Origin of the sequence: Saccharopolyspora thermophila, assembly GCF_014646075.1 — a bacterium.
GTDB lineage: Bacteria > Actinomycetota > Actinomycetes > Mycobacteriales > Pseudonocardiaceae > Saccharopolyspora > Saccharopolyspora thermophila.
In genome coordinates this window covers 37544-56831 of sequence record NZ_BMMT01000001.1, presented here as the reverse complement: position 1 = coordinate 56831, position 19288 = coordinate 37544, and the positions used below count along the sequence as shown (strand labels likewise).

The window sequence follows — 19288 nt, the reverse complement described above, 5'->3', positions numbered from 1 at the left end:
ACCACCACATCATCACTGCCTAGGGTTGGGGTGGTGGGGCGGCGTTACCGCGGCCGCCGCGGCGGGAGCGGCGCATCGTCACCGACACGTCGGAGAACGTCAGCGGGATCGGCGCGCTCGGCTTGTGGATCGTCACCTCGGTGGCGTGCACCCGCTCGTCGCTCATCACGTCGTCGGCGATCTCGCCCGCCACCGTCTCGATCAAATCCCGCGGCGGGCCCGCGACGATCGCCGCCGCCCGCTCGGCCAGCTCGCCGTAGTGCAGCGTCTTCGCCAGGTCGTCGGAGGCCGCGGCCTCGCCCAGGTCGATCCACACCGTGATGTCGACGAGGAAGTCCTGGCCGTCGCGCCTCTCGTGCTCGAACACCCCGTGGTTGCCGCGAACCCTCAGGCCGGTCAGAGTGATCCGGTCAGCCACTGAACTTCCCCCCGCTGCGCCAGGCCGCGGCGACCGCAACCGCGTCCAACGACTGCTGCACGTCGTGCACCCGCACGCCCCACGCGCCCCGGTCCGCGGCCAGCACGGACACCGCCGCGGTGGCCGCCTCACGCCCCGACGGCGGCCGCGGCGTGCCGTCCGCGTCGGCCAGCAGCCGGCCCAGAAACCGCTTGCGGGACGCGCCGACCAGCACCGGGAATCCGAGGTCCACGAACACGTCCAGCCGCTGCAGCAGCTGCCAGTCGTGCGCGCCGGTCTTGGCGAAACCCAGTCCCGGGTCCAGCACGATGGCCTCCTCGGACACCCCGGACCGCAGCGCCACGTCGACCTGCCGCAGCAGTTCGTCGCGCACCTCGGCGACCACGTCCCGGTACCGCGCGAGCCGGTCCATGTCCTTGCTGTGCCCGCGCCAGTGCATCAGCACCCACGGCAGGCCGGTCTCCGCGGCCACGTGCACCATGTCCGGGTCGGCCAGGCCACCGGAGACGTCGTTGATCACGGTCGCGCCGGCCCCCGCGGTCGCGGCGGCGACCTTCGCGCGCGTGGTGTCCACGCTCACCGGCACGCCCTCGGCGACCAGTTCCTCGACCACGGGCAGCACCCGCTCGATCTCGGTGGCGGCGTCCACCCGCTCGGAGCCCGGACGCGTCGACTCGCCGCCGACGTCGATGATGTCCGCCCCGAGCCGGTGCATCTCCACGCCGTGCGCCACGGCCGCCGCGCGATCCAGGTAGCGCCCCCCGTCGGAGAACGAGTCCGGGGTCACGTTCAGCACGCCCATCACGGCGCAGCGCCCCGGGTTCGGCAGCTTCTCGTGCATCACTTGCCCCTGATCAGCGACAGCGCCTCGGCGCGCGAGGACGCCGAGCTGCGGAAGATGCCGCGCACCGCCGACGTCGTGGTCGTCGAGCCCGCCTTCCGCACTCCGCGCATCCCCATGCACAGGTGCTCGGCGTCGATCACCACGATCACGCCGCGCGGCTCGAGGCGTCGCACCAGCGCGTCGGCCACCTGGGAGGTCAGCCGCTCCTGCACCTGCGGCCGCTTGGCGTAGAGGTCGACGAGCCGGGCGAGCTTGGACAGCCCGGTGACCCGGCCCAGCTCGTTGGGGATGTAGCCGACGTGCGCGGTGCCGTGGAACGGCAGCAGGTGGTGCTCGCACTGGGAGTACACCGGGATGTCGCGCACCAGGACGAGTTCCTCGTGGGCCTCGTCGAAGGTCTTGTCCAGGACCTCGTCGGGATTGGTGTACAGGCCCGCGAACAGCTCGCGATATGCGCGGGCGACGCGGGCGGGGGTGTCCCGCAGCCCCTCGCGGTCCGGGTCCTCCCCGGCGGCGAGCAGCAGCTCACGGATCGCCGCCTCAGCGCGGGCCTGGTCGAACTGGGGCGTGTGGAAAGAGCCGTCGGGCCGGGAGTCGCCCCCGGCCCCGACCGGCTCGTCGACCGCACTGGTCACTGTGTCGTTCCTCCACCGGCCGTGGCACCCGCGCAGGGTGCCGTGTGCACCGGAGTCGTCAGCGGCCGGTGTTGTTGCCGCTGCCGTTGTCCTGGGCCGAGTCGCCGCCCTGCTCGGGCGCCTTGTCCTCGCCCTGCTGCTCCGCGCCGGACTGCTGGCCACGCTCCCAGGACGGCGTCCAGTGGTACTGGTTGCCGCCGCTCGGGTAGGTCGAGCCGGACGGGGTGGTCGCCGGGGTCCAGCCGGGCGGCGCGCCGTAGTTCGGCGGCACCGCGTGCGGCACCTGGCCGTACTGGCCGGGCTGCTGCTGCGGCTGGCCCTGGTTCGGGTTCTGCCACTGGACCGAGCCCTGATGCGCACCGGCACCGGCGGGTGTCGGAGCCTGCCCGTACGGCTGCTGGGGCTGAGTGCCGTTCTGGTTGCTGCCCGCGGGCACCGGGGCCGGCGCCGGGGTCGGCTCCTCCCTGACCGGCGGCCACGGCTCGCCGCGCTCCTTGGCCAGCTCGCCCGGCGTCTTGATCGGCGGCTTGTCGGACGGGGTACGCCCACCGAAGTCGTTGAACGCGGTGATCCGGGGGCGCTTCTCCACGCCGGCGAAGATGCGCTCCAGGTCCTTGCGGGTCAACGTCTCCTTCTCGATCAGCTCCAGGACCAGGTCGTCGAGCACGTCGCGGTAGGTGTTGAGGATCTCCCACGCCTCGGTGTGCGCGGCCTCGATGAGGCGACGCACCTCCTCGTCGATCTCGTGGGCGACCTCCAGCGAGTAGTTCGGCTGCTGGCCGGCGGTGCGGCCCAGGAACGGGTCGCCCTCCTCCTTGCCGTACTTGACCGCGCCCAGCCGGGCGGTCATGCCGTACTCGGTGACCATCGCGCGGGCGATCTTGGTGGCCTGCTCGATGTCACTGGAGGCGCCGGTGGTCGGCTCGTGGAAGACCAGCTCCTCGGCGGAGCGGCCGCCGAGCGCGAACACCAGCCGGGCGATCATCTCCGAGCGGGTCATCATGTCCTTGTCGTCCTCGGGGACGACGAGGGCGTGCCCGCCGGTACGGCCGCGCGGCAGGATCGTCAGCTTGTACACCGGCTCCAGGTCGGGCATGGCCCACGCGGCCAGCGCGTGCCCGCCCTCGTGGTAGGCGGTGATCTTCTTGTCCCGCTCCGAGATGATCTTGCTCTTGCGGCGCGGACCGCCGATCACCCGGTCCACCGCCTCCTCCAGCGCGGCGGCGGTGATCAGCTGGCCGCCCTCCCGGGCGGTGAGCAGCGCGGCCTCGTTGACCACGTTCTCCAGGTCGGCGCCCGAGAAGCCCACGGTGCGCTTGGCCAGGCTGTCCAGGTCGACGTCCTGGGCCAGCGGCTTGCCCTTGGAGTGCACGTTCAGGATCGCGCGGCGACCGCGCAGGTCCGGTGCGGACACCGGGATCTGCCGGTCGAAGCGGCCCGGGCGCAGCAGCGCCGGGTCGAGAATGTCCGGGCGGTTGGTGGCGGCGATCAGGATGATGCCGCCGCGCGAGTCGAAGCCGTCCATCTCGACCAGCAACTGGTTGAGGGTCTGCTCCCGCTCGTCGTGCCCGCCGCCGAGGCCGGCGCCGCGCTGGCGGCCCACCGCGTCGATCTCGTCGACGAAGATGATGCACGGCGCGTTCTGCTTGGCCTGCTCGAACAGATCACGAACACGGGAGGCACCGACACCGACGAACATCTCGACGAAGTCGGAACCGGAGATCGAGTAGAACGGCACACCGGCCTCACCGGCGACGGCACGCGCGAGCAGCGTCTTACCGGTACCGGGCGGGCCGTACAGCAGCACGCCCTTCGGGATCTTGGCGCCGAGGGCCTGGTAGCGACCGGGGTTCTGCAGGAAGTCCTTGATCTCCTGCAGCTCCTCGACGGCCTCGTCGGCACCGGCCACGTCGGAGAACAGCGTCTTGGGCATGTCCTTGGTCAACTGCTTGGCCTTGGACTTGCCGAAGTTGAGCACGCGGTTGCCGCCGCCCTGGACGTTGTTCATCATCCACATCAGCAGCAGCACGAGCAGCCCGATCGGCACCAGGTAGAACAGCATCTGCACCCAGAACGAGTCCTGGGTGACCTTGGTGTTCCACACCGGCACGTGCGCGTTGCGGATCTCGGTGACCACCTGGTCGGTCGCGCCGGCGGGGTACTGCGCGATCAGCTGGTTGCTGTTCTCGAAGCTCTGGCCGGGGTTCAGGGTCAGCCGAACCCGCTGCTCCTTGTCCTCGATGGTCGCTTCCCTGACCTTGCCCTGGGCGATCTGCTCGAGGGCCTGCGAGGTGGAGACTTCGCGGTAGGCGCGAGTCTCGTCGAAGAGCACGCTGAACGCGTAGATCAGCAGAAACGCTGTCAGGATCCACAGCAGCGGGTTGCGGAGCAGGCGCTTTCGGTCCATTCACTTGCGGCCGGCGGGCGGCCTCGACCCTCCCTGACTGTCACTTCGGGCGACGGCGGTTCCGCGAACCACCTTCATCCTCACCGTCAACCCCTTCAGACCAGCGTACCGGCCGATGCGAGCGCCCGACCATGCCGAGGCGCCACGCAGGACGTACACCCTACTCCGCCGCATCGGCCGACCCGGACGGGAGGGCCGAACCGGACACGCACGCCGGCCCGGCCGCTCCCCTGGGCGTCACACGCCCGCCGTATAGACCTTGGGGTCGAGCGTTCCGATGTAGGGCAGATCACGGTACCGCTCGGCGTAATCCAGGCCATACCCGACGACGAACTCGTTCGGGATGTCGAAGCCCACGTACCTGACCGGCACGTCGACCTGCACCGCGTCCGGCTTGCGCAGCAGCGTGCACACCTCCAGCGACGCCGGGTTGCGCGCGCTGAGGTTCTTGAGCAGCCAGGACAGCGTCAGGCCGGAGTCGATGATGTCCTCGAGGATCAGCACGTGCCGGTTGGCGATGTCACGGTCGAGGTCCTTGAGAATGCGCACCACACCCGACGACGAGGTGGACGAGCCGTACGAGCTGACCGCCATGAACTCCAGCTGCGCCGGCTGCGGCAGCGCCCGCGCGAAGTCGGTCATGAACATCACCGCGCCTTTGAGGACCCCCACCAGCAGCAGATCACCGCTGATGCCCCGGTAGTCCTCGTCGACCTGCTTGGCCAGCTCGGTGACCTTGTCGTTGATCTGCTGCTCGGTGATGAGCACAGAGGCAATGTCGCCGTCGTACACGGCCCGGCTTCCCCTCTTGTCGAATCGACAGTTCCCCGGTGCTGGAAGACCCGCCCCGGGCTCGACGCGCGTCGACGTCGCCCGTCAGCCATTCGGCGGCCAGCGACCCGCCGCTTCCACCTGAAGCCTGCCATGCGCCCGGCGCAGCACAAAGCCGCCCGGCAGAGCAGGGCCGCCCTGACCTCGCCAATCGGACACCAGGGCATCGGCAGCGCGCAGGTGGGCGTCGGTGAGCTCGGCGATCCCGCGATCCAACAACCAGCTGCGCAGCACCCGGCGGCGCAGCGCGGCGGGAACATCCCGCAGCGCCAGGGCATCCAGAGCGCCACCGGTCTCGACGCGGTTGCGCAGGTCGGCGGCCAGTTCGTCGAGCGCGTCGGCGTCCTCGCGGAGCTGCCGCGCGGTCCGCGCGAGCGCGTCGCGCACCCCGCCCTGCAGGACCTCGTCCATCAGCGGGAGCACTTCTGTGCGCAACCGCACACGGGTGAACCGCGGGTCCGCATTGTGCGGGTCCTGCCACGGGCGCAGGCCCAGCTCCCGGCACGCGGCTTGCGTGGTCGCCCGGTCGACGTCCAGGAACGGGCGCGCCCACGGCGGGTCCAACGGCCGCATCCCGGCGATCGAACGCGGCCCGGAACCGCGGCCCAACCCCAGCAGCACCGTTTCGGCCTGGTCGTCGCGGGTGTGCCCGAGCAGGACCAGCGAGTCGGCGGGCCGCTCCGCCGCCAGCGCCGCGTAGCGGGCGCGCCGCGCCGCGGCCTCCACCCCGCCCCCACCGGTCACCTCGACCCTGATGACCCGGACCTCGGCGCAGCCCAGCGCGGACAGCTGGGCTGCGGCCCGCGCAGCGACGTCGGCCGAGCCGGCCTGGAGCCCGTGGTCCACGACCAGCCCGTGCAGCGCGATGCCCGCGCGGCGGGCGACGTGGGCGGCGGCAGCGGCCAGCGCCAGCGAGTCGGCGCCCCCGGAGCAGGCGACGGCCAGCGGAGCGCCCCGGAACGGCGCCGCCTCGGCGGAGTCGAGCAGGCGCCGGACAGCGACGCGCACGGCGGCGACGGCGGGTGGAGGCGGCACACCGTCATTCTCACGCGCGCCCGCGACGAGGCCGTCACCAGCCACGCGAGGTGTCCCGAGCACCGGGGTCAGCCGTGGACGCGGCGGATCCAGGCGTCCGGGTTGGTGATCTCCGCGCGGGTCGGCAGGTGCTCCGGCGACGTCCACACCGCGTTGAAGTTGGCCATGCCCACCACCCCCACCACGTGGCGGGTGAACGCCGCGCCCTGCGCGTACTGGCGGATCTTGGCGTCCACTCCGAGCAGGCTGCGCAGCACCCGGTCGAGCAGGCCGCCGCCCTTGCGGCGCTCGGTGAAGCGCTGCCGGATGGTCGCCACGCTCGGCACCACCCGCGGGCCCACGGCGTCCATCACGTGATCAGCGTGGCCCTCCAGCAGCGTGGAGATCGCGATGATCCGGTCCAGGGCGGCCCGCTGCCGCGGCGTCTGGAGCAGCTCGATCAGGCCGAGCATGCCGGGGCTGGAGTCCCGGGAACAGCTCGCGCGGGCCTCCCGCAGCACATTCGGCAGCCTGCTCAGCAGCTCGCCCGTGGTGCCCTCCATCTCGGCCAGCAGCGTGCCCAGGCTCTCCGCGAAGTGGTCGCGCAGCCACGGCACCGCGTTGAACTGCAGCCGGTGCGTGGACTCGTGCAGGCACACCCACATGCGGAAGTCGTCGCCCGGAACACCCAGCGAGCGCTGGGCCGCCACGATGTTCGGCGCGACCAGCAGCAACCGCCCGCGCTGCCCCGCCACGCGCGACTCGCCGTAGGGGTCGAACTGGCCCAGCACCTTGCCGCCGAGGTAGGCCAGCACCACCCCGGCCTGCATCCCGGCGCCGCGCGCGCTGATCCCACCGAGGATGTCGCCGCGCCGCAGGAGCGCGGAGTCGGCCATCTCCAGCGCCGCGTCGGTGAGCTCGGCCAGACCGTCCGCCGCGCCGCGCACCCAGGCTGGCCGGTCCACCACGTCGCCCTCGGCGATCGGCAGATCCGCCCCCAGCCCGGTCAGCTCGCGGACGTGCGACTCGGCTTCGACGCTGAACCGCCGGAGGGACCGCACCGCCTGCTCGGCCTCCGCGCGGGGCACGTCTGGTCCGGGCTTCATCAGCCGGACCGCGGTGGCGACGGCGACGTTCCAGTCCAGCGCCCGGTGCTCCGCCCCCGAGTTGGAGGACGACAGGATGGTGGGTCCGGCGTTCACAGGACCGACCGTACCCGCTGCAGCGGCCACCAGACACCTCTCTTTCGCCCCGGTGACGGCGGGACGCCTGCGGTCAGCGGCAGCCACAGCCCCGAAGGGTGTCGACGATCTTGTCCAGGGCGGGGCGGGCCACCACCGGACTCGTGCCGTTGGACATCAGGGCGAACACCAGCAGGCGCCCGTCCTCGGTGACCACCGTGCCCGCGAGGCTGTTCGCCCCGTCGAGGGTGCCGGTCTTGGCCCGCACCCAGCCCCGACCGGCGCTGTTCAGGTAGCGGTCGTCCAGGCTGCCGGTGCCGCCCGCGATCGGCAGGCCCGGCAGCAGGCCGCGCAGCCTCGCCGACCGCGGCGCCAGGGTGCCTTCCGGACTGGCCGGGGTGGTGGCCGCGGCCAGCAGCGCCGCCAGCAGTGACGGCGTGGTCCGGTCGTTCAGCGACAGTCCGCTGGCGTCGGCCATGGTGGTGCCGGCCAGGTTGAAGCCGTGCTGGGTCAACACGTCGCGCACCGCCTTGACCCCGCCGGCGAACGACGGCTCGTTGCCGGTGGCGATGGCGACCTCCCGGGCCAGCGCCTCGGCGAGCATGTTGTCCGAGTGCAGCAGCAGCATGTCGGACATCTCCTGCACCGTCGGCGACTGCACCTGACCCAGCACCTGCGCACCCGGCGGCGCGGTGCCCTCGGACACCGGGATGGACCCGCCGAGCCGCCTGGCGAACTCCTGCGCCGCGTCCAGCGCGGGGGTCGAGGTGCGGGGACTGTAGTCGACGGTGGGGTTGGCCCGGCCGCCGTCCAGCATCAGCGACTCGACCGGCGACATCATCCCGGCGGGCACATCCTGCGGCAGCCAGCCGGGGGCCAGCTTCGGCCCCGTGTAGCGGCTGATGTCGAACTGCACCGAGGTGACGTTGCCGCCGGTCGCGGCCCTGACCTGGGCGACGAGCTCGTCCAGGTGCGCCGCCCCCGGGTAGACCGACTCGCTGCCCACGGGCAGCGAGGACAGCGTGAAATCACCGCCGCCGATCAGCACCACGCTGCCCGGCTGGCTGCCGCGCACCACCTTGGTCGTCAGCCGCGCCTGGGGGCCGAGGACCAGCAGCGCCGCGCTGACGGTCAGCAGCTTGCCGGTGGAGGCCGGGGTCAGCGCCAGACCGGGGTTCTGCTGCCACAGCACCCGACCGGTCTGGGCGTCGATCACCGAGCCCGCCAACGTGCCCAGGCCGGGATCGGCCAGCGGGCCCGCGAGGGCGGCGCGCAGCCCCGACTCGGTGGGCACCGGCGCGTTCTGGTCGAGCGGCTTGATCGACGGGGTGAGCCGCACCGGGGCGGGCGGCGACGCGATCTGCATCTGCCGCAGCGCCTCGACGAGCATCGGCCCGAAACCGACGCCCAGACCGAGCAGCACGACGACGACCACCGCCACGGCGATGAGCGCGCGCCGTCGCCGCGGCTCGGCCCCGGACGCTTCGGACGAGACCCGCTGCGGTTGCGCCCGAACGCCGCTCGGTCCGTCGAATCCCTGGGGAGGCACCGTCGGCCCCACCCGCTGCGGCTGGGCGCGCGATGCGGTCAGGCCCGCGAAGTCCTCGGGTGCGGCGACCGGGCGCTCGGCCCGCGGCGCGGCCAGCCCGGCGAAGTCCTCCGGAGCGGCGGGCCTGGCCTGCGGCGGCACCATGCCGCCGACGTTCGTGGGCGGCGCGGGAGCGGTCAGGCCCGCGAAGTCGGCGGCCGTGGCCGGGCGCTGCGGCGGCACGTCGAAGTTCGGCCGGGCGAACTGCTGGGTCTGCTCGGGCGCGGACTCCGGTGCGGCCCGCAGCGCCGACAGATCGATCCGGGTGGTCCGCTCTGACTCGGTCTCCGCGGGCGCCCGGCTGATCTGCTGCGTCGCGTCGCTCGGCGCCCGCACGGCGGTGAACTTCTGCGTTGCCTCGACGCCCGGCATCTGCTGGGGCTGGTCGGCGCGCTGCGGTTCGGGATCCACCGCGATCGGCGTGAGCAGCTGGGTCTGCTCGGCCGCGGACGGCCCGTCGTCGCCGGTGACGCGTGGGATCACCTGGGTCGCCGGTCCGGACTCGGCGACGCGTTCCGGCTCGTCGGTGGGGTGATCGTCGGTCCCGGCGGCGCCGTCCGCCCCGGCCTCGCGGCCCGGATCGCTCGCGGTCTGGTCGTCGGCGCTCGTCTGGGCGTCGACGCTGCCCGCGACGGGCTTGTTGGCGCTGTCGTCGGCCGCGGCGGGCTCCGCGTCGCCGTCGACCGACGCGGTCTCGGTGACCTGCTGCTTGGCGTCCTGCTCCGACTCGGCGTCCGGTGCACCGGCCGGCGCGGACTCGGTTCGTCCAGCCGCGGACGGCTGCGTCTGGACTCCGGTGGCGGCCTGCTCACCAGTCGGCGTCTGCTCCGACCTCGGGGCGGGAGCGCCGGGGTCCTGCTGACCAGGCCGCTCCGGCTCGCCTTCGGAAGCGCTCGGTGCAGTGTCGTCGGCCTGCTGATCAGCAGGCGGACGCTCCGACTCGGCTTCAGCAGCCTGCTGCGACGCCGGCGAGGCCCCGACTGCCGATGCCTCGATCGGAGTCGTCTCGGCGACCTGCTTGCTTGGTTCGCAGCCCTGCTGGCCGGACTCGGCTTCCCCTGCTCGGGAATCGGACTCCTGCTCACCAGCCGCGGGCTCGGCTCCCCGAGCTTCGTCCGCGACCTGCTGCTCTGCCGCAGTCGTCCCGGCTTTAGACGCCTCCGGCGAAGCCGTCTCGGCAACCTGCCGACCCGCTGCCTCCTGCGCAGCTTCGGACGCATCCGGCTGACCGGCGTCTCCCGTCGGCTCGGCCTCGGCAGCCTGCTGATCAGCCGCATCCTCGGCGGACTCGGGAACGTCCTCGGCTTTCGCGGCACCGGGCCGGGAATCGCCGGGCTGCTCCGGTCCGGCTTGCTCGGGTTGAGCAGCTTCCGCCGCCTGGCCCGCGGTGTCTCGCGCCGACTCCGCCTCCGGCTCGGCCGGCGGAGCGGACTCCGCCTGCTGCTGCGTTGGGTCGTCCGGACCGCTGGGCCGGGCAGCCTCGGCGCGCTGGTCAGCGGGCTCTGCCGCGGTGCCCGGCCGGGCGGTCTCCTCGGCCGCGGCACCCTCGTCGGACTCGGGCTGCCCGTCGCCCTGCTGCGCCGCGCTGCCAGCGCCCTCAGGCGCCGACTCCGCGGCGTCTTCGGTGGACGACTGCGCGGCCGTCGTGCTTGGTGCGTCGCTGCCCGTCCCGTCGTCGAGGCTGCCCGCGATCCGCTGGTTCGCGGCGGCCGCGCGGGGCTGCGCCGTGATGCCTGTGGTGTTGGTCTCATCCGCGGCGGACTGATCCGCTTCGCCGGTCTGCTCGGGCTTCTCGGCGGATGCCGCGGTCGCGGACTCGGGCTGGTTCGGGGCGGCTTCGGGCGGGGTGGTCTCCGACGTCTCGGGGGCCTGGTCTTTTTCAGGCCGGTCCGGCGGCGAGCCGTGGGGGGACGACGCAGCTGGTCCGGTCGGGCGGACGTCGGTTCCGGCCACCTCACCCCCGCACTCCTGGGGTTCGGGCACGTACTCCTCCTCGACGGATCGCCAGACTGCCAGATTGCGAGCTCCCACACTGCGGTGGGGCCCGGAGAGCTGCCGTGGTCCACACTAGACGTGGTCGCGCGAGTGGGCGGCTGCATCCGACGCAAGACGAGTGAGGAACCGCGTGGACTTCGACGTCACGATCGAGATCCCCAAGGGGAACCGGAACAAGTACGAGGTGGACCACGAGACGGGCCGGATCCGTCTCGACCGGACGTTGTTCACCGCCACCCAGTACCCGGCCGACTACGGGTTCATCGAGGACACCCTCGGCGAGGACGGCGACCCGTTGGACGCGCTGGTGCTGGTCCAGGAGCCGACGTTCCCCGGCTGCCTGATCAAGTCGCGGGCCATCGGCATGTTCCGGATGCGCGACGAGAAGGGTGGCGACGACAAGGTCATCTGCGTGCCGTCCGACGACCCGCGCCAGGAGCACCTGCGCGACATCCACCACCTCCCCGAGTTCCACAAGCTGGAGATCCAGCACTTCTTCGAGGTGTACAAGGACCTGGAGCCGGGCAAGAGCGTGGAGGGCGCAACGTGGGTCGGCCGCACCGAGGCCGAGGAGGAGATCAAGCGCTCCTACGAACGCGCCAAGAAGCAGGAGCACTGAACCCCGGCGCACCACACCGAGGGCCCTCCCGCACTGCAGCGAGGAGGGCCCTTTCGCGTGTGGAGAGCACCGCTGACCTGGCGAAAGGCGCCTCGCACGCCGAGTTGTCCACAGGTTCGGGTGGTTTCTCCACAGAGCTGTGGACAACTGGTGTGGACAGCCGCGTCAGTCGAGGCGGACGTCGCGGAGGAACCAGGTGAGCGCGAACGCCACCAGGACCACGCAGCCGCCCACGAAGAACACCGTGCTCATCGAACTGGCGAAGCCCTCCAGGACCGGGTGCGCCAGGCGCGGGTCCAGACCGTAGAGGAACGACGTGTCGTTCAGGTCCAGGTTGCCGCCGGACCGCAGCGCCGCCAGGAACGTTCGGTTCTGCGGGTTCGCCAGCACCTCGGGGTCGCGGGCCGCCGCCTGGAACTCCGGGGTGGTGGCCGCGGCGCTCAGCGCATCGGCGATCCGCCCGCCGACCGTGCTGAACAGCACCGACAGGAACGCCGCCGCGCCGACCGTGCCGCCGGTCTGCCGGAATAGGTTCACCGACGCCGTCGCCACGCCGAGGTCACACGGGGTGGCGTCGGTCTGCACCACCAGCGTCAGGGTCTGCATCAGCATGCCCAGCCCGGCGCCCATGAGCACCGCGGTCGCCCCCACCTGCACCAGCGAGGTGTCCACCTTGACCAGGCTGAACAGGAACAGCGCGACGGCCATGCACGCCGCCCCCAGGATCGGGAAGACCTTCAACCGGCCGGTCCGGGCGACCAGCTTGCCAACCACACCGGTGGCGATCATGATCCCGGCGGTCATCGGCAGCAGCATCAGCCCGGCCTCGGTGGGGTTGAGTCCCTTGACGATCTGCAGGTACAGCGGCAGCGAGCTCAGCCCGCCGAACATGCCGATGCCGACCAGGAAGTTCAGCAGGTTGCCCATCCGGAACGACGGCAGCCGGAACATCCGCAGCGGCAGCAGCGCCTCGGCCCCCATCCGGCGCTCGGCCAGCACGAAGAGCACGAGTCCGACCGCGCCGATGCCGTACATGGCCAGCGCCAACGGCGACAGCCAGCCCCACTCCCGGCCCTGCTCGGCGACGGTCAGCAGCGGCACCAGCAGCACCACCAGGGCCGCGGCGCCGAGGTAGTCCACGCGGTGCCGGACGCGCTCGGTGGTGACGTTGAGTACTCGGGCGACGACGGCCAGTGCCACCAGGGCGACCGGCACGTTGATCAGGAACACCCAGCGCCAGCCGTCGATGCCGAGGAAGGTGTCCATGTCGGCGAACAGCCCGCCGACGACCGGGCCGATGACGCTGGCGGTGCCGAAGGTCGCCATGAAGTAGCCCTGGTACCGGCTGCGCTGCCGCGGCGGCACCATGTCGGCGATGATCGTCAGGGCCAGCGACATGAGACCGCCGCCGCCGAGACCCTGGATGGCGCGCGCCGCGGCGAGTTCGTAGATGGAGCCGGCCAGGCCGCACAGCAGCGAGCCGACGAGGAACAGCGAGATCGCACTCAGGTAGAGCGGTTTGCGGCCGTAGATGTCGGACAGCTTGCCGTACAGCGGTGTCGTGATGGTGGACGTGATCAGGTAGGCGGTGGTGACCCATGCCTGCGCGGTCTGGCCGTGCAGCTGGTCGGCGATGACCCGGATCGCCGAGCCGACGATGGTCTGGTCGAGGGCCCCCAGGAACATGCCGAGCATCAGCCCGGTGAGCACGGTCAGGATCTGGCGGTGGGTCAGTCCGGGGGTGGCGGTCTGCGCCCGCAGCGCAGCCGTTTCGGACATCGATTCTCCTCGTGGCGGAGCGCAAGACCCGGGGAAGTGGCTGTCGGTGCCGCGCCTGCGGCACGCGCCCCCCCCAGAAATGTGCTTGCAGCACTCAACTAGTTTCCGGGACCAAGGATGCGCCCGGAACAAATGCGAGGCAACTTCATTTCCTGTGCGCTGGGCCACGTCACCGCGCACGCCGACCCGTCAGCCCGGCGCACCACGACGACCGGGATCGTCGATCTGTGCCCCGCTGCCGGCGTACCGCTCCCACGGTGGTCGCTCCTGGTCGAACCAGGCGAGTTGGGCCCGGGCCCGCGCCACGCCGCGGCGCCGGATCAGTGACCGGCGGGCCGCCGACGCCGCCGCCAGCAGGGCCGCCCCGGCGACGGCCGCCGCCATCCACCACTGCATCGCCATCCCACCTCCACCACTGGAATCGCGGCGCGGCGCGCGTTTGCTGCGCGCTCGGTGAAGACCACCCCAACGGCCCAAGCAAATTCAACAACCGTTGATTTTTTGGTCTGCCGCGCGCTACCGTGCGGGCGAGGCAGGAGGTGTGCCATGACCCCCGCGGTGCTGGACCTCGACGAGATCGACGCCGGCCTGGGCGACCTGGTCGGCGGCAAGGCCGCGAACCTCGGCGAGCTACGCGCCGCCGGGCTGCCGGTACCGCCGGGCTTCTGCATCGGCACCGCCGCCTTCGACGAGACCTGCCGCGGGCTCGCCGACGACCTGCTCGACCAGCTGCCGGACTCCGCTCCCGAGATCCGCGCGCGACTCGCCGCCGCCGAACTCCCGCCCCACCTGGCCGCCACGATCACCGCGGCCTACGCCGCGCTCGGCCCCGACACACCGGTCGCCGTCCGCTCCTCCGCGACCGCGGAGGACCTGCCGCACGCCAGCTTCGCCGGGCAGCAGGACACCTTCCTCAACGTCATCGGCGAGACAGCCCTGCTGGACGCGGTGCGCCGCTGCTGGAGCTCGCTGTGGACCGACCGGGCCGTGGCCTACCGCGCGGCCAACGGCATCGACCACCGCGCGGTGCGGATGGCCGTGCTGGTGCAGCGCATGGTGGACGCCACCGCGGCCGGGGTGCTGTTCACCGCGAACCCGGTCACCGGGCACCGCGGCGAGACCGTCATCGACGCCGCCGCCGGGCTCGGCGAGTCGGTGGTGTCCGGTGCGATCACCCCGGACCACGTCGTCGTGGAGTCCGGGCGGATCACCGTGCGGCGGCGTGGCGAGCGGCCCACCAGCGTCCGCCCCCGCCCGGGCGGCGGAACGGAAACCGTCGCCGAGCCCGCGGCCGGGCTTTCGATCACCGACGACCAGGCGCGGTCCCTGGCCGCACTCGGCGCGCGGGCAGCCGCGCACTTCGGCGCCCCGCAGGACGTCGAATGGGCCATCGACGGCGACGGCACCGCGTGGCTGACGCAGTCACGCCCGATCACCACGCTGTTCCCGCTGCCCGCCGAACCCGGAGACGGCCTGCACGCCTATCTGTCGATCAACGTGGCGCAGGGCGTGCCGCGGCCGATCACGCCGATGGGCGCAGCGCGACGCTGGCGCTGATGTTCACCACCCTGATGCGCCACCTCGGCATCCCCGTGGAAGGGACGTGGCCGAGCCTGTGGCGGCAGGCGGACGGCTGGCTGTTCGTCGACATCACCGGCCTGACCCGCAACCCCGTCGGCCGCCTCGCCGCACCGCAGGTCTTCGCGATGGCCGAGGCCCGCACCGGCCGGGTCTTCGAGGCGCTGCTGGACGACCCGAGGCTCACGAAGGGGTCCGGACTGCCGTGGCCGCTGCTGCGCCGGTTCGCCACGGTCCTGGCGCACACCCGGGCACCGGTCGAGCTGGTGCGCGCGCTGCGGGACCCGAAGCGCGCACGCGAGCAGGTCTTCGGGCTGGTCCGGCAGATCCGCAAGGAGCTGGCGGCCGACCAGCCCGCGTCCGCGCGCGATCGGCTGGTGGCGGCGCAGCGCGCGTTGACCGACGTCGCGGTCCCGCGCATCGCGCGGATCCCGCCACGCATGCTGCCGATCCTCGTCCTGAGCCGCCTGCTGCCGCGGATCGCGGCGGCCACCGACGAGGAGGTGCAGGTGGTGCTGCGCGGCATCCCGCACAACGTCACCACCGAGATGGACCTGGAGCTCTGGGACATCGCGCAGCTCGCCCGCCGCGATCCGGACACCGCGCGGCTGTTCGCCACATCCACCGCCGCCGAGCTGGCCGAGCGGTGTCGGGACCGCACCCTGCCCGCTTGTATCCAAAGTGGACTCGATGCTTTCCTGGAGCGCAACGGGCACCGCGCGGTGGCCGAAATCGACGTCGGCGTGCCGCGCTGGGCGGAGGACCCGACGCACGTCGTCGGACTCGTGGCGAACTACCTGCGCGCCGACGGGCACGCCGCCGACGAGCAGTACCGGCGCGGCGTCGCCGAGGCAGAACGGATGGCGGACCGCATCGTCGCGCGCCTGCGCCGCCGGAACCCGCTGCGCGCCCGGATCGCCCGGTTCGCCATCGACCGGGTGCGCCAGCTCGCCGGGCTGCGGGAACTACCCAAGTACGGCATGGTGCTGGCGATCGCCGCGGCCCGCCGCCACCTGCAGGCCGTCGGCCGGGAACTCGTCGCGACCGGTCGCCTGGCGCGGGTCGAGGACGTCTTCTTCCTGGATTACACCGAACTCGCCGAGGTTGTCACCGGCGCGGACCACCGCGACCTGGTGGCGCGGCGACGCGAGGTCCACGAGCGCGAACTGCGCCGCCGTCACGTGCCGCGCGTGCTGCTGTCGGACGGCACCGAACCGGAAGCGGCGCTGGACGTCCCGGCCGCCGAGGGGACGTTGGTGGGGACGTCGGCTTCGGCGGGGACCGCGTCGGGTGTGGCGCGGGTGGTGCACGATCCGGTGGGGGCACGGTTGTCGCCCGGCGAGATCCTGGTGGCGCCGTCGACCGATCCCGGCTGGACCCCGTTGTTTCTCACCGCGGGAGGTCTTGTCATGGAGATGGGCGGACCGAACTCGCACGGCGCGACCGTGGCCCGGGAGTGCGGAATCCCCGCTGTGGTGGGGGTTCCGGACGCCACGAACCGGATCGCCGACGGGCGCCGGATCACCGTCAACGGCTCGGCGGGCACCGTCGAACTCACCTGATGTCCTTGCGCCGCAAGGATTTCCGACATGACGATGGCCCCCGCCGCTGCGACGGGGGCCATCGAGTCCTTTTGGGGGGCGCCGTCCACCTGCCGCTCGGGCCGGTTCTCGGCGGGGAGGGTTGCGCTTCTCGCCTGCTGCCGCCCGGAAGAGGGCGGGCGGTTCAACCTGCGTTGCCGTCAGCCCAGCTGGTTGGTGCCGCCGAGCGGGCCGTGGCTGAGCAGGTCGTTGACCGTGTCCAGCGGCGACGTGGGCGCCGACTTGCCCAGCGGCAGGTTGCCGGTGATGCCCAACGGCTCGGTGAGGTTGTTGAGCGCGTCGCCGCTCCTGGACAGCGGCAGCGCGTGGCGGCCGAGCGAGGTGCCCGCCACCACACCGTCGACGGCCTCGTCGACGAGCTCGGTGCCGGACGGCAGCCTGGTCTGCGGCGCGGCGGCCTGCCCGGGGGCCAGCGCGGCCTCGGGCGGCAGCACGCCGGTCGTGCGGGACGCGGGCTGGCTCTGGTCACCGAGCACCTCACCAACCGGGACCACGCCCAGCGGGTTGGTCGGGTCGAGTGACCGGGCTCCGCCGAGCACGCCGCGCAGCGGGCTGCCGCCGAGGATGTCACCGAGGCCGTCCAGCGGGCCTCCGGGGGCGGTGCGGCCGGTCAGGTGCTCCTCCACGGGCACGACGTCGCCGACGGTCCGCTTCGCGGAGTGCACGGTGCCCGCGACGTGGTAGGTCGTCTGCGCGAGGTTGTTGTCCGTGGGCAGTTCGGCGGGCAGCTGCGGGGTGTCCGCCGCGTTGGCGGTGGCCGCCAGCCCCACAGCGCCGGCGCTGCTGGCCAACACAGCGGCCGCTGCGGTAAAGGTGCGCTTCATCGCAATGCTCCTCATCTGCACAGGCCGACTCCTGTGCGCCGCGCCGGAGATTACGGAACGGTCACCCACCACTGTTCAGCGATCACATGCTGGGGAAATAACAACGCCGAGTGAGCAAAGCCGCTACTTTCTGCCCCACTTTCGTGCGACATGCGCTCGGCGTTGTTACTGGCCGATCCCATCGCCGACAGTCGAGGGCACCCGCCGCGCCTGCTCCGCACGCAACGCCTCAACCGCGTCGGCGAACTCCGCGTACGCCTCGCGCTCGCTGGTGAACCGCCGGTACCGGCCGACCCGCAGCTCCACCGACTCGTACTCGCGCTCCAGCGCGTCCGCGGTCCGCAGCCACGCCGCCGACCGCTCGCGGTACCTCGCATACCCGGCGAACGCCGCGGCGACCGCCACCAGCAGGCTCAACACCACCGCGGCCCAGCGAACGTCCACAACGGACATTGCGGTCGCGGTCACCGTCGCGGCGACGATCGAACCGCCGATCACCGCGGACTGCAACACGTTGTCCTTCCGGCGGTCACGACGCGCCTCCGCCCGGTAGCGCTCGATCAGCTCCGGCAGCTGGGCCCGGTAGCGCTTGTGGGCGGCCAGCAGGTCCCCGGACCCGAGATCTTCCAACAGGCGCTCACGGTGTTCGTGCTCCAGCGCACGCAGTTCCGACTCCATCGCGCGCACCCTAAAGTGCTGCTGGTACAGCAGCCTCGCCGACACCGCCGCGGAGACGACGGTCACCGCGAACAACACCCCAGCGGGCAGCACCGCCCGCCATAAGCCCAGCACCAGCCCCGCCGCCACAAGCAGCACCGCGTTCCCAGGAACGGCCCAGGTCAGCAGCAGCCGCTGCACCATGCGCCCGCGGTAGAGCCGCTCGGAGCACTCGGCGATCCGGCGTTCCCAGCTCCCCGGCCGGTGGTCCTCGGCGAGCACACCAGAGCCGACGATTCCGGCTGCTTCCAGTCGCTCCATCACATTCGGTCCTTCCAGCGCGTCAGTGCGATCGAAGTAGCTCCGAGAGCACCACGACAAGCGGCCAGCGGAGTGATGGTCGACTGGGCCAATCGGTCCATGCCCGGATGCACCGGGTGATCACCGCTGGCTGGGCGGCTCGGCGAGGCGCCGACCGGCTGGTTACCGGGCCTGCCGCTGTGGCAGCGCCACCGGGACGCGCTGGGCGGCCTCCCCATCGTGCGGGCCTGCGGTTCCCCAAGTTTGCCAGCACCTGGGAGGTCGGTCGGGACGGCGCGAACGCGCTGGGAGCGTCGGTTCAGCCGAGCAGTTCGGCCGCGGCGTCGCGGTAGAACCGCACCGGGTCGATTGGGTTTCCGCCGACCTCGAGCTGGAAGTGCAGGTGGGGGCCGGTGGACTGGCCCCGGTCGCCCATCGTCGCGATGACCTCGCCAGCCCGCACCTGCTGGCCGACCGAGACGAAGGTCTGGTCGATGTGGCCGTAGACCGAGACGACGTCGTCGGAATGCGCGATCCGCACCCACATCCCGTACCCGCTGGCCGGGCCGGAGTCGACGACGGTGCCCGCGGAACCGGCGCGCACCGGGGTGCCGATGTCGTTGGCGATGTCGACACCGTTGTGCATCGAGCCCCACCGCTCGCCGAAACCGCTGGTCATCTCGCCGCTGGTCGGCGCGACCCACTCCGGCGGCGGTACCGGGACGCGTTCACCGAGGAACCAGGGGGAGAGGTGGACGGCGAGATTCGCTCCCACCGGTGGCAGCACCGACCGGACGTCCGGCACGGGCGGTGCGCCGGGCAGCGTCGCCGCGGTGCACAGCGCACTGCCGAGAAGCATCAGTCCGATGTGGATTTTTTCGCGCAGTGCCATCGTTGTCCCAATTCCGCCCACCGCGGCGCTTGTTCCGCGCGACGACGGGCTAGTTCCGCGTGTGGTGCAACGGGTTTTGCGAAACCCGCGACCCCGGGGCGGTCCCGGCAAGTGCAACCGGTCCC

General features: G+C 72.2%; 16 protein-coding genes. 3 read left to right on the top strand and 13 right to left on the bottom strand.

The window, feature by feature from the left end; all coding sequences use genetic code 11:
• Nucleotides 1–19: 19 nt before the first annotated feature.
• The 8 genes from folB to dacB form a co-directional block, all read right to left on the bottom strand.
• Nucleotides 20–418 carry a dihydroneopterin aldolase gene (gene folB / locus IEY17_RS00230; RefSeq protein WP_188984138.1) on the bottom strand — a complete coding sequence of 133 codons (399 nt, stop codon included), beginning with the start codon at nucleotides 416–418 and terminating at the stop codon, nucleotides 20–22.
• A complete protein-coding gene (gene folP / locus IEY17_RS00225; protein WP_188984136.1) occupies nucleotides 411–1259 on the bottom strand; it encodes a dihydropteroate synthase in 849 nt (282 codons plus the stop codon). Before folP ends, folB begins: the two co-directional genes overlap by 8 nt.
• A complete protein-coding gene (gene folE, locus IEY17_RS00220) occupies nucleotides 1259–1897 on the bottom strand; it encodes a GTP cyclohydrolase I FolE (protein ID WP_188984134.1) in 639 nt (212 codons plus the stop codon). The genes folP and folE overlap by 1 nt, the downstream gene beginning before the upstream one ends.
• A gap of 58 nt (nucleotides 1898–1955) precedes the next feature.
• Nucleotides 1956–4304, bottom strand: coding sequence for an ATP-dependent zinc metalloprotease FtsH (ftsH, locus tag IEY17_RS00215; protein ID WP_188984132.1), 2349 nt, complete (start codon nucleotides 4302–4304; stop codon nucleotides 1956–1958).
• Between the two features lie 237 nt (nucleotides 4305–4541).
• Nucleotides 4542–5096, bottom strand: coding sequence for a hypoxanthine phosphoribosyltransferase (gene hpt / locus IEY17_RS00210; protein WP_188984130.1), 555 nt, complete (start codon nucleotides 5094–5096; stop codon nucleotides 4542–4544).
• Nucleotides 5097–5180: 84 nt separating this feature from the next.
• Nucleotides 5181–6170, bottom strand: coding sequence for a tRNA lysidine(34) synthetase TilS (tilS, locus tag IEY17_RS00205; protein WP_188984128.1), 990 nt, complete (start codon nucleotides 6168–6170; stop codon nucleotides 5181–5183).
• Between the two features lie 68 nt (nucleotides 6171–6238).
• Complete coding sequence (locus tag IEY17_RS00200; RefSeq protein WP_188984126.1) at nucleotides 6239–7351, bottom strand: zinc-dependent metalloprotease; 1113 nt, start codon at nucleotides 7349–7351, stop codon at nucleotides 6239–6241.
• A gap of 73 nt (nucleotides 7352–7424) precedes the next feature.
• On the bottom strand, nucleotides 7425–10901 hold the full coding sequence (gene dacB / locus IEY17_RS00195) for a D-alanyl-D-alanine carboxypeptidase/D-alanyl-D-alanine endopeptidase (protein ID WP_188984124.1): 3477 nt from the start codon (nucleotides 10899–10901) through the stop codon (nucleotides 7425–7427).
• Nucleotides 10902–11043: 142 nt separating this feature from the next.
• On the opposite strand from dacB, the gene IEY17_RS00190 reads away from it, so the two are divergent.
• On the top strand, nucleotides 11044–11532 hold the full coding sequence (locus tag IEY17_RS00190; RefSeq protein ID WP_188984122.1) for an inorganic diphosphatase: 489 nt from the start codon (nucleotides 11044–11046) through the stop codon (nucleotides 11530–11532).
• Nucleotides 11533–11697: 165 nt separating this feature from the next.
• Here IEY17_RS00190 and IEY17_RS00185 read toward each other — a convergent pair whose 3' ends face one another.
• Both IEY17_RS00185 and IEY17_RS00180 read right to left on the bottom strand, forming a co-directional pair.
• On the bottom strand, nucleotides 11698–13311 hold the full coding sequence (locus IEY17_RS00185) for an MDR family MFS transporter (RefSeq protein ID WP_188984120.1): 1614 nt from the start codon (nucleotides 13309–13311) through the stop codon (nucleotides 11698–11700).
• 189 nt (nucleotides 13312–13500) lie between these two features.
• Nucleotides 13501–13713, bottom strand: coding sequence for a hypothetical protein (locus tag IEY17_RS00180; protein WP_188984118.1), 213 nt, complete (start codon nucleotides 13711–13713; stop codon nucleotides 13501–13503).
• 144 nt (nucleotides 13714–13857) lie between these two features.
• On the opposite strand from IEY17_RS00180, the gene IEY17_RS25090 reads away from it, so the two are divergent.
• Together IEY17_RS25090 and IEY17_RS25085 are read left to right on the top strand one after the other, a co-directional pair.
• Nucleotides 13858–14868, top strand: a complete 1011-nt coding sequence (locus IEY17_RS25090; protein ID WP_229679719.1) for a PEP/pyruvate-binding domain-containing protein — start codon at nucleotides 13858–13860, stop codon at nucleotides 14866–14868.
• The gene (locus tag IEY17_RS25085) at nucleotides 14868–16451 is read left to right on the top strand and encodes a PEP-utilizing enzyme (protein WP_229679718.1); all 1584 of its coding nucleotides are present in this window, start codon (nucleotides 14868–14870) and stop codon (nucleotides 16449–16451) included. The genes IEY17_RS25090 and IEY17_RS25085 overlap by 1 nt, the downstream gene beginning before the upstream one ends.
• A gap of 179 nt (nucleotides 16452–16630) precedes the next feature.
• On the opposite strand, the gene IEY17_RS00170 is transcribed toward IEY17_RS25085, so the two are convergent.
• The 3 genes from IEY17_RS00170 to IEY17_RS00160 form a co-directional block, all read right to left on the bottom strand.
• A complete protein-coding gene (locus IEY17_RS00170; RefSeq protein WP_188984116.1) occupies nucleotides 16631–17314 on the bottom strand; it encodes a hypothetical protein in 684 nt (227 codons plus the stop codon).
• Between the two features lie 165 nt (nucleotides 17315–17479).
• A complete protein-coding gene (locus tag IEY17_RS00165) occupies nucleotides 17480–18292 on the bottom strand; it encodes an SLATT domain-containing protein (RefSeq protein ID WP_188984114.1) in 813 nt (270 codons plus the stop codon).
• 298 nt (nucleotides 18293–18590) lie between these two features.
• Nucleotides 18591–19163: a M23 family metallopeptidase gene (locus IEY17_RS00160; RefSeq protein WP_188984112.1), complete on the bottom strand. Its 573-nt coding sequence runs from the start codon at nucleotides 19161–19163 to the stop codon at nucleotides 18591–18593.
• Between the last annotated feature and the right edge of the window lie 125 nt (nucleotides 19164–19288).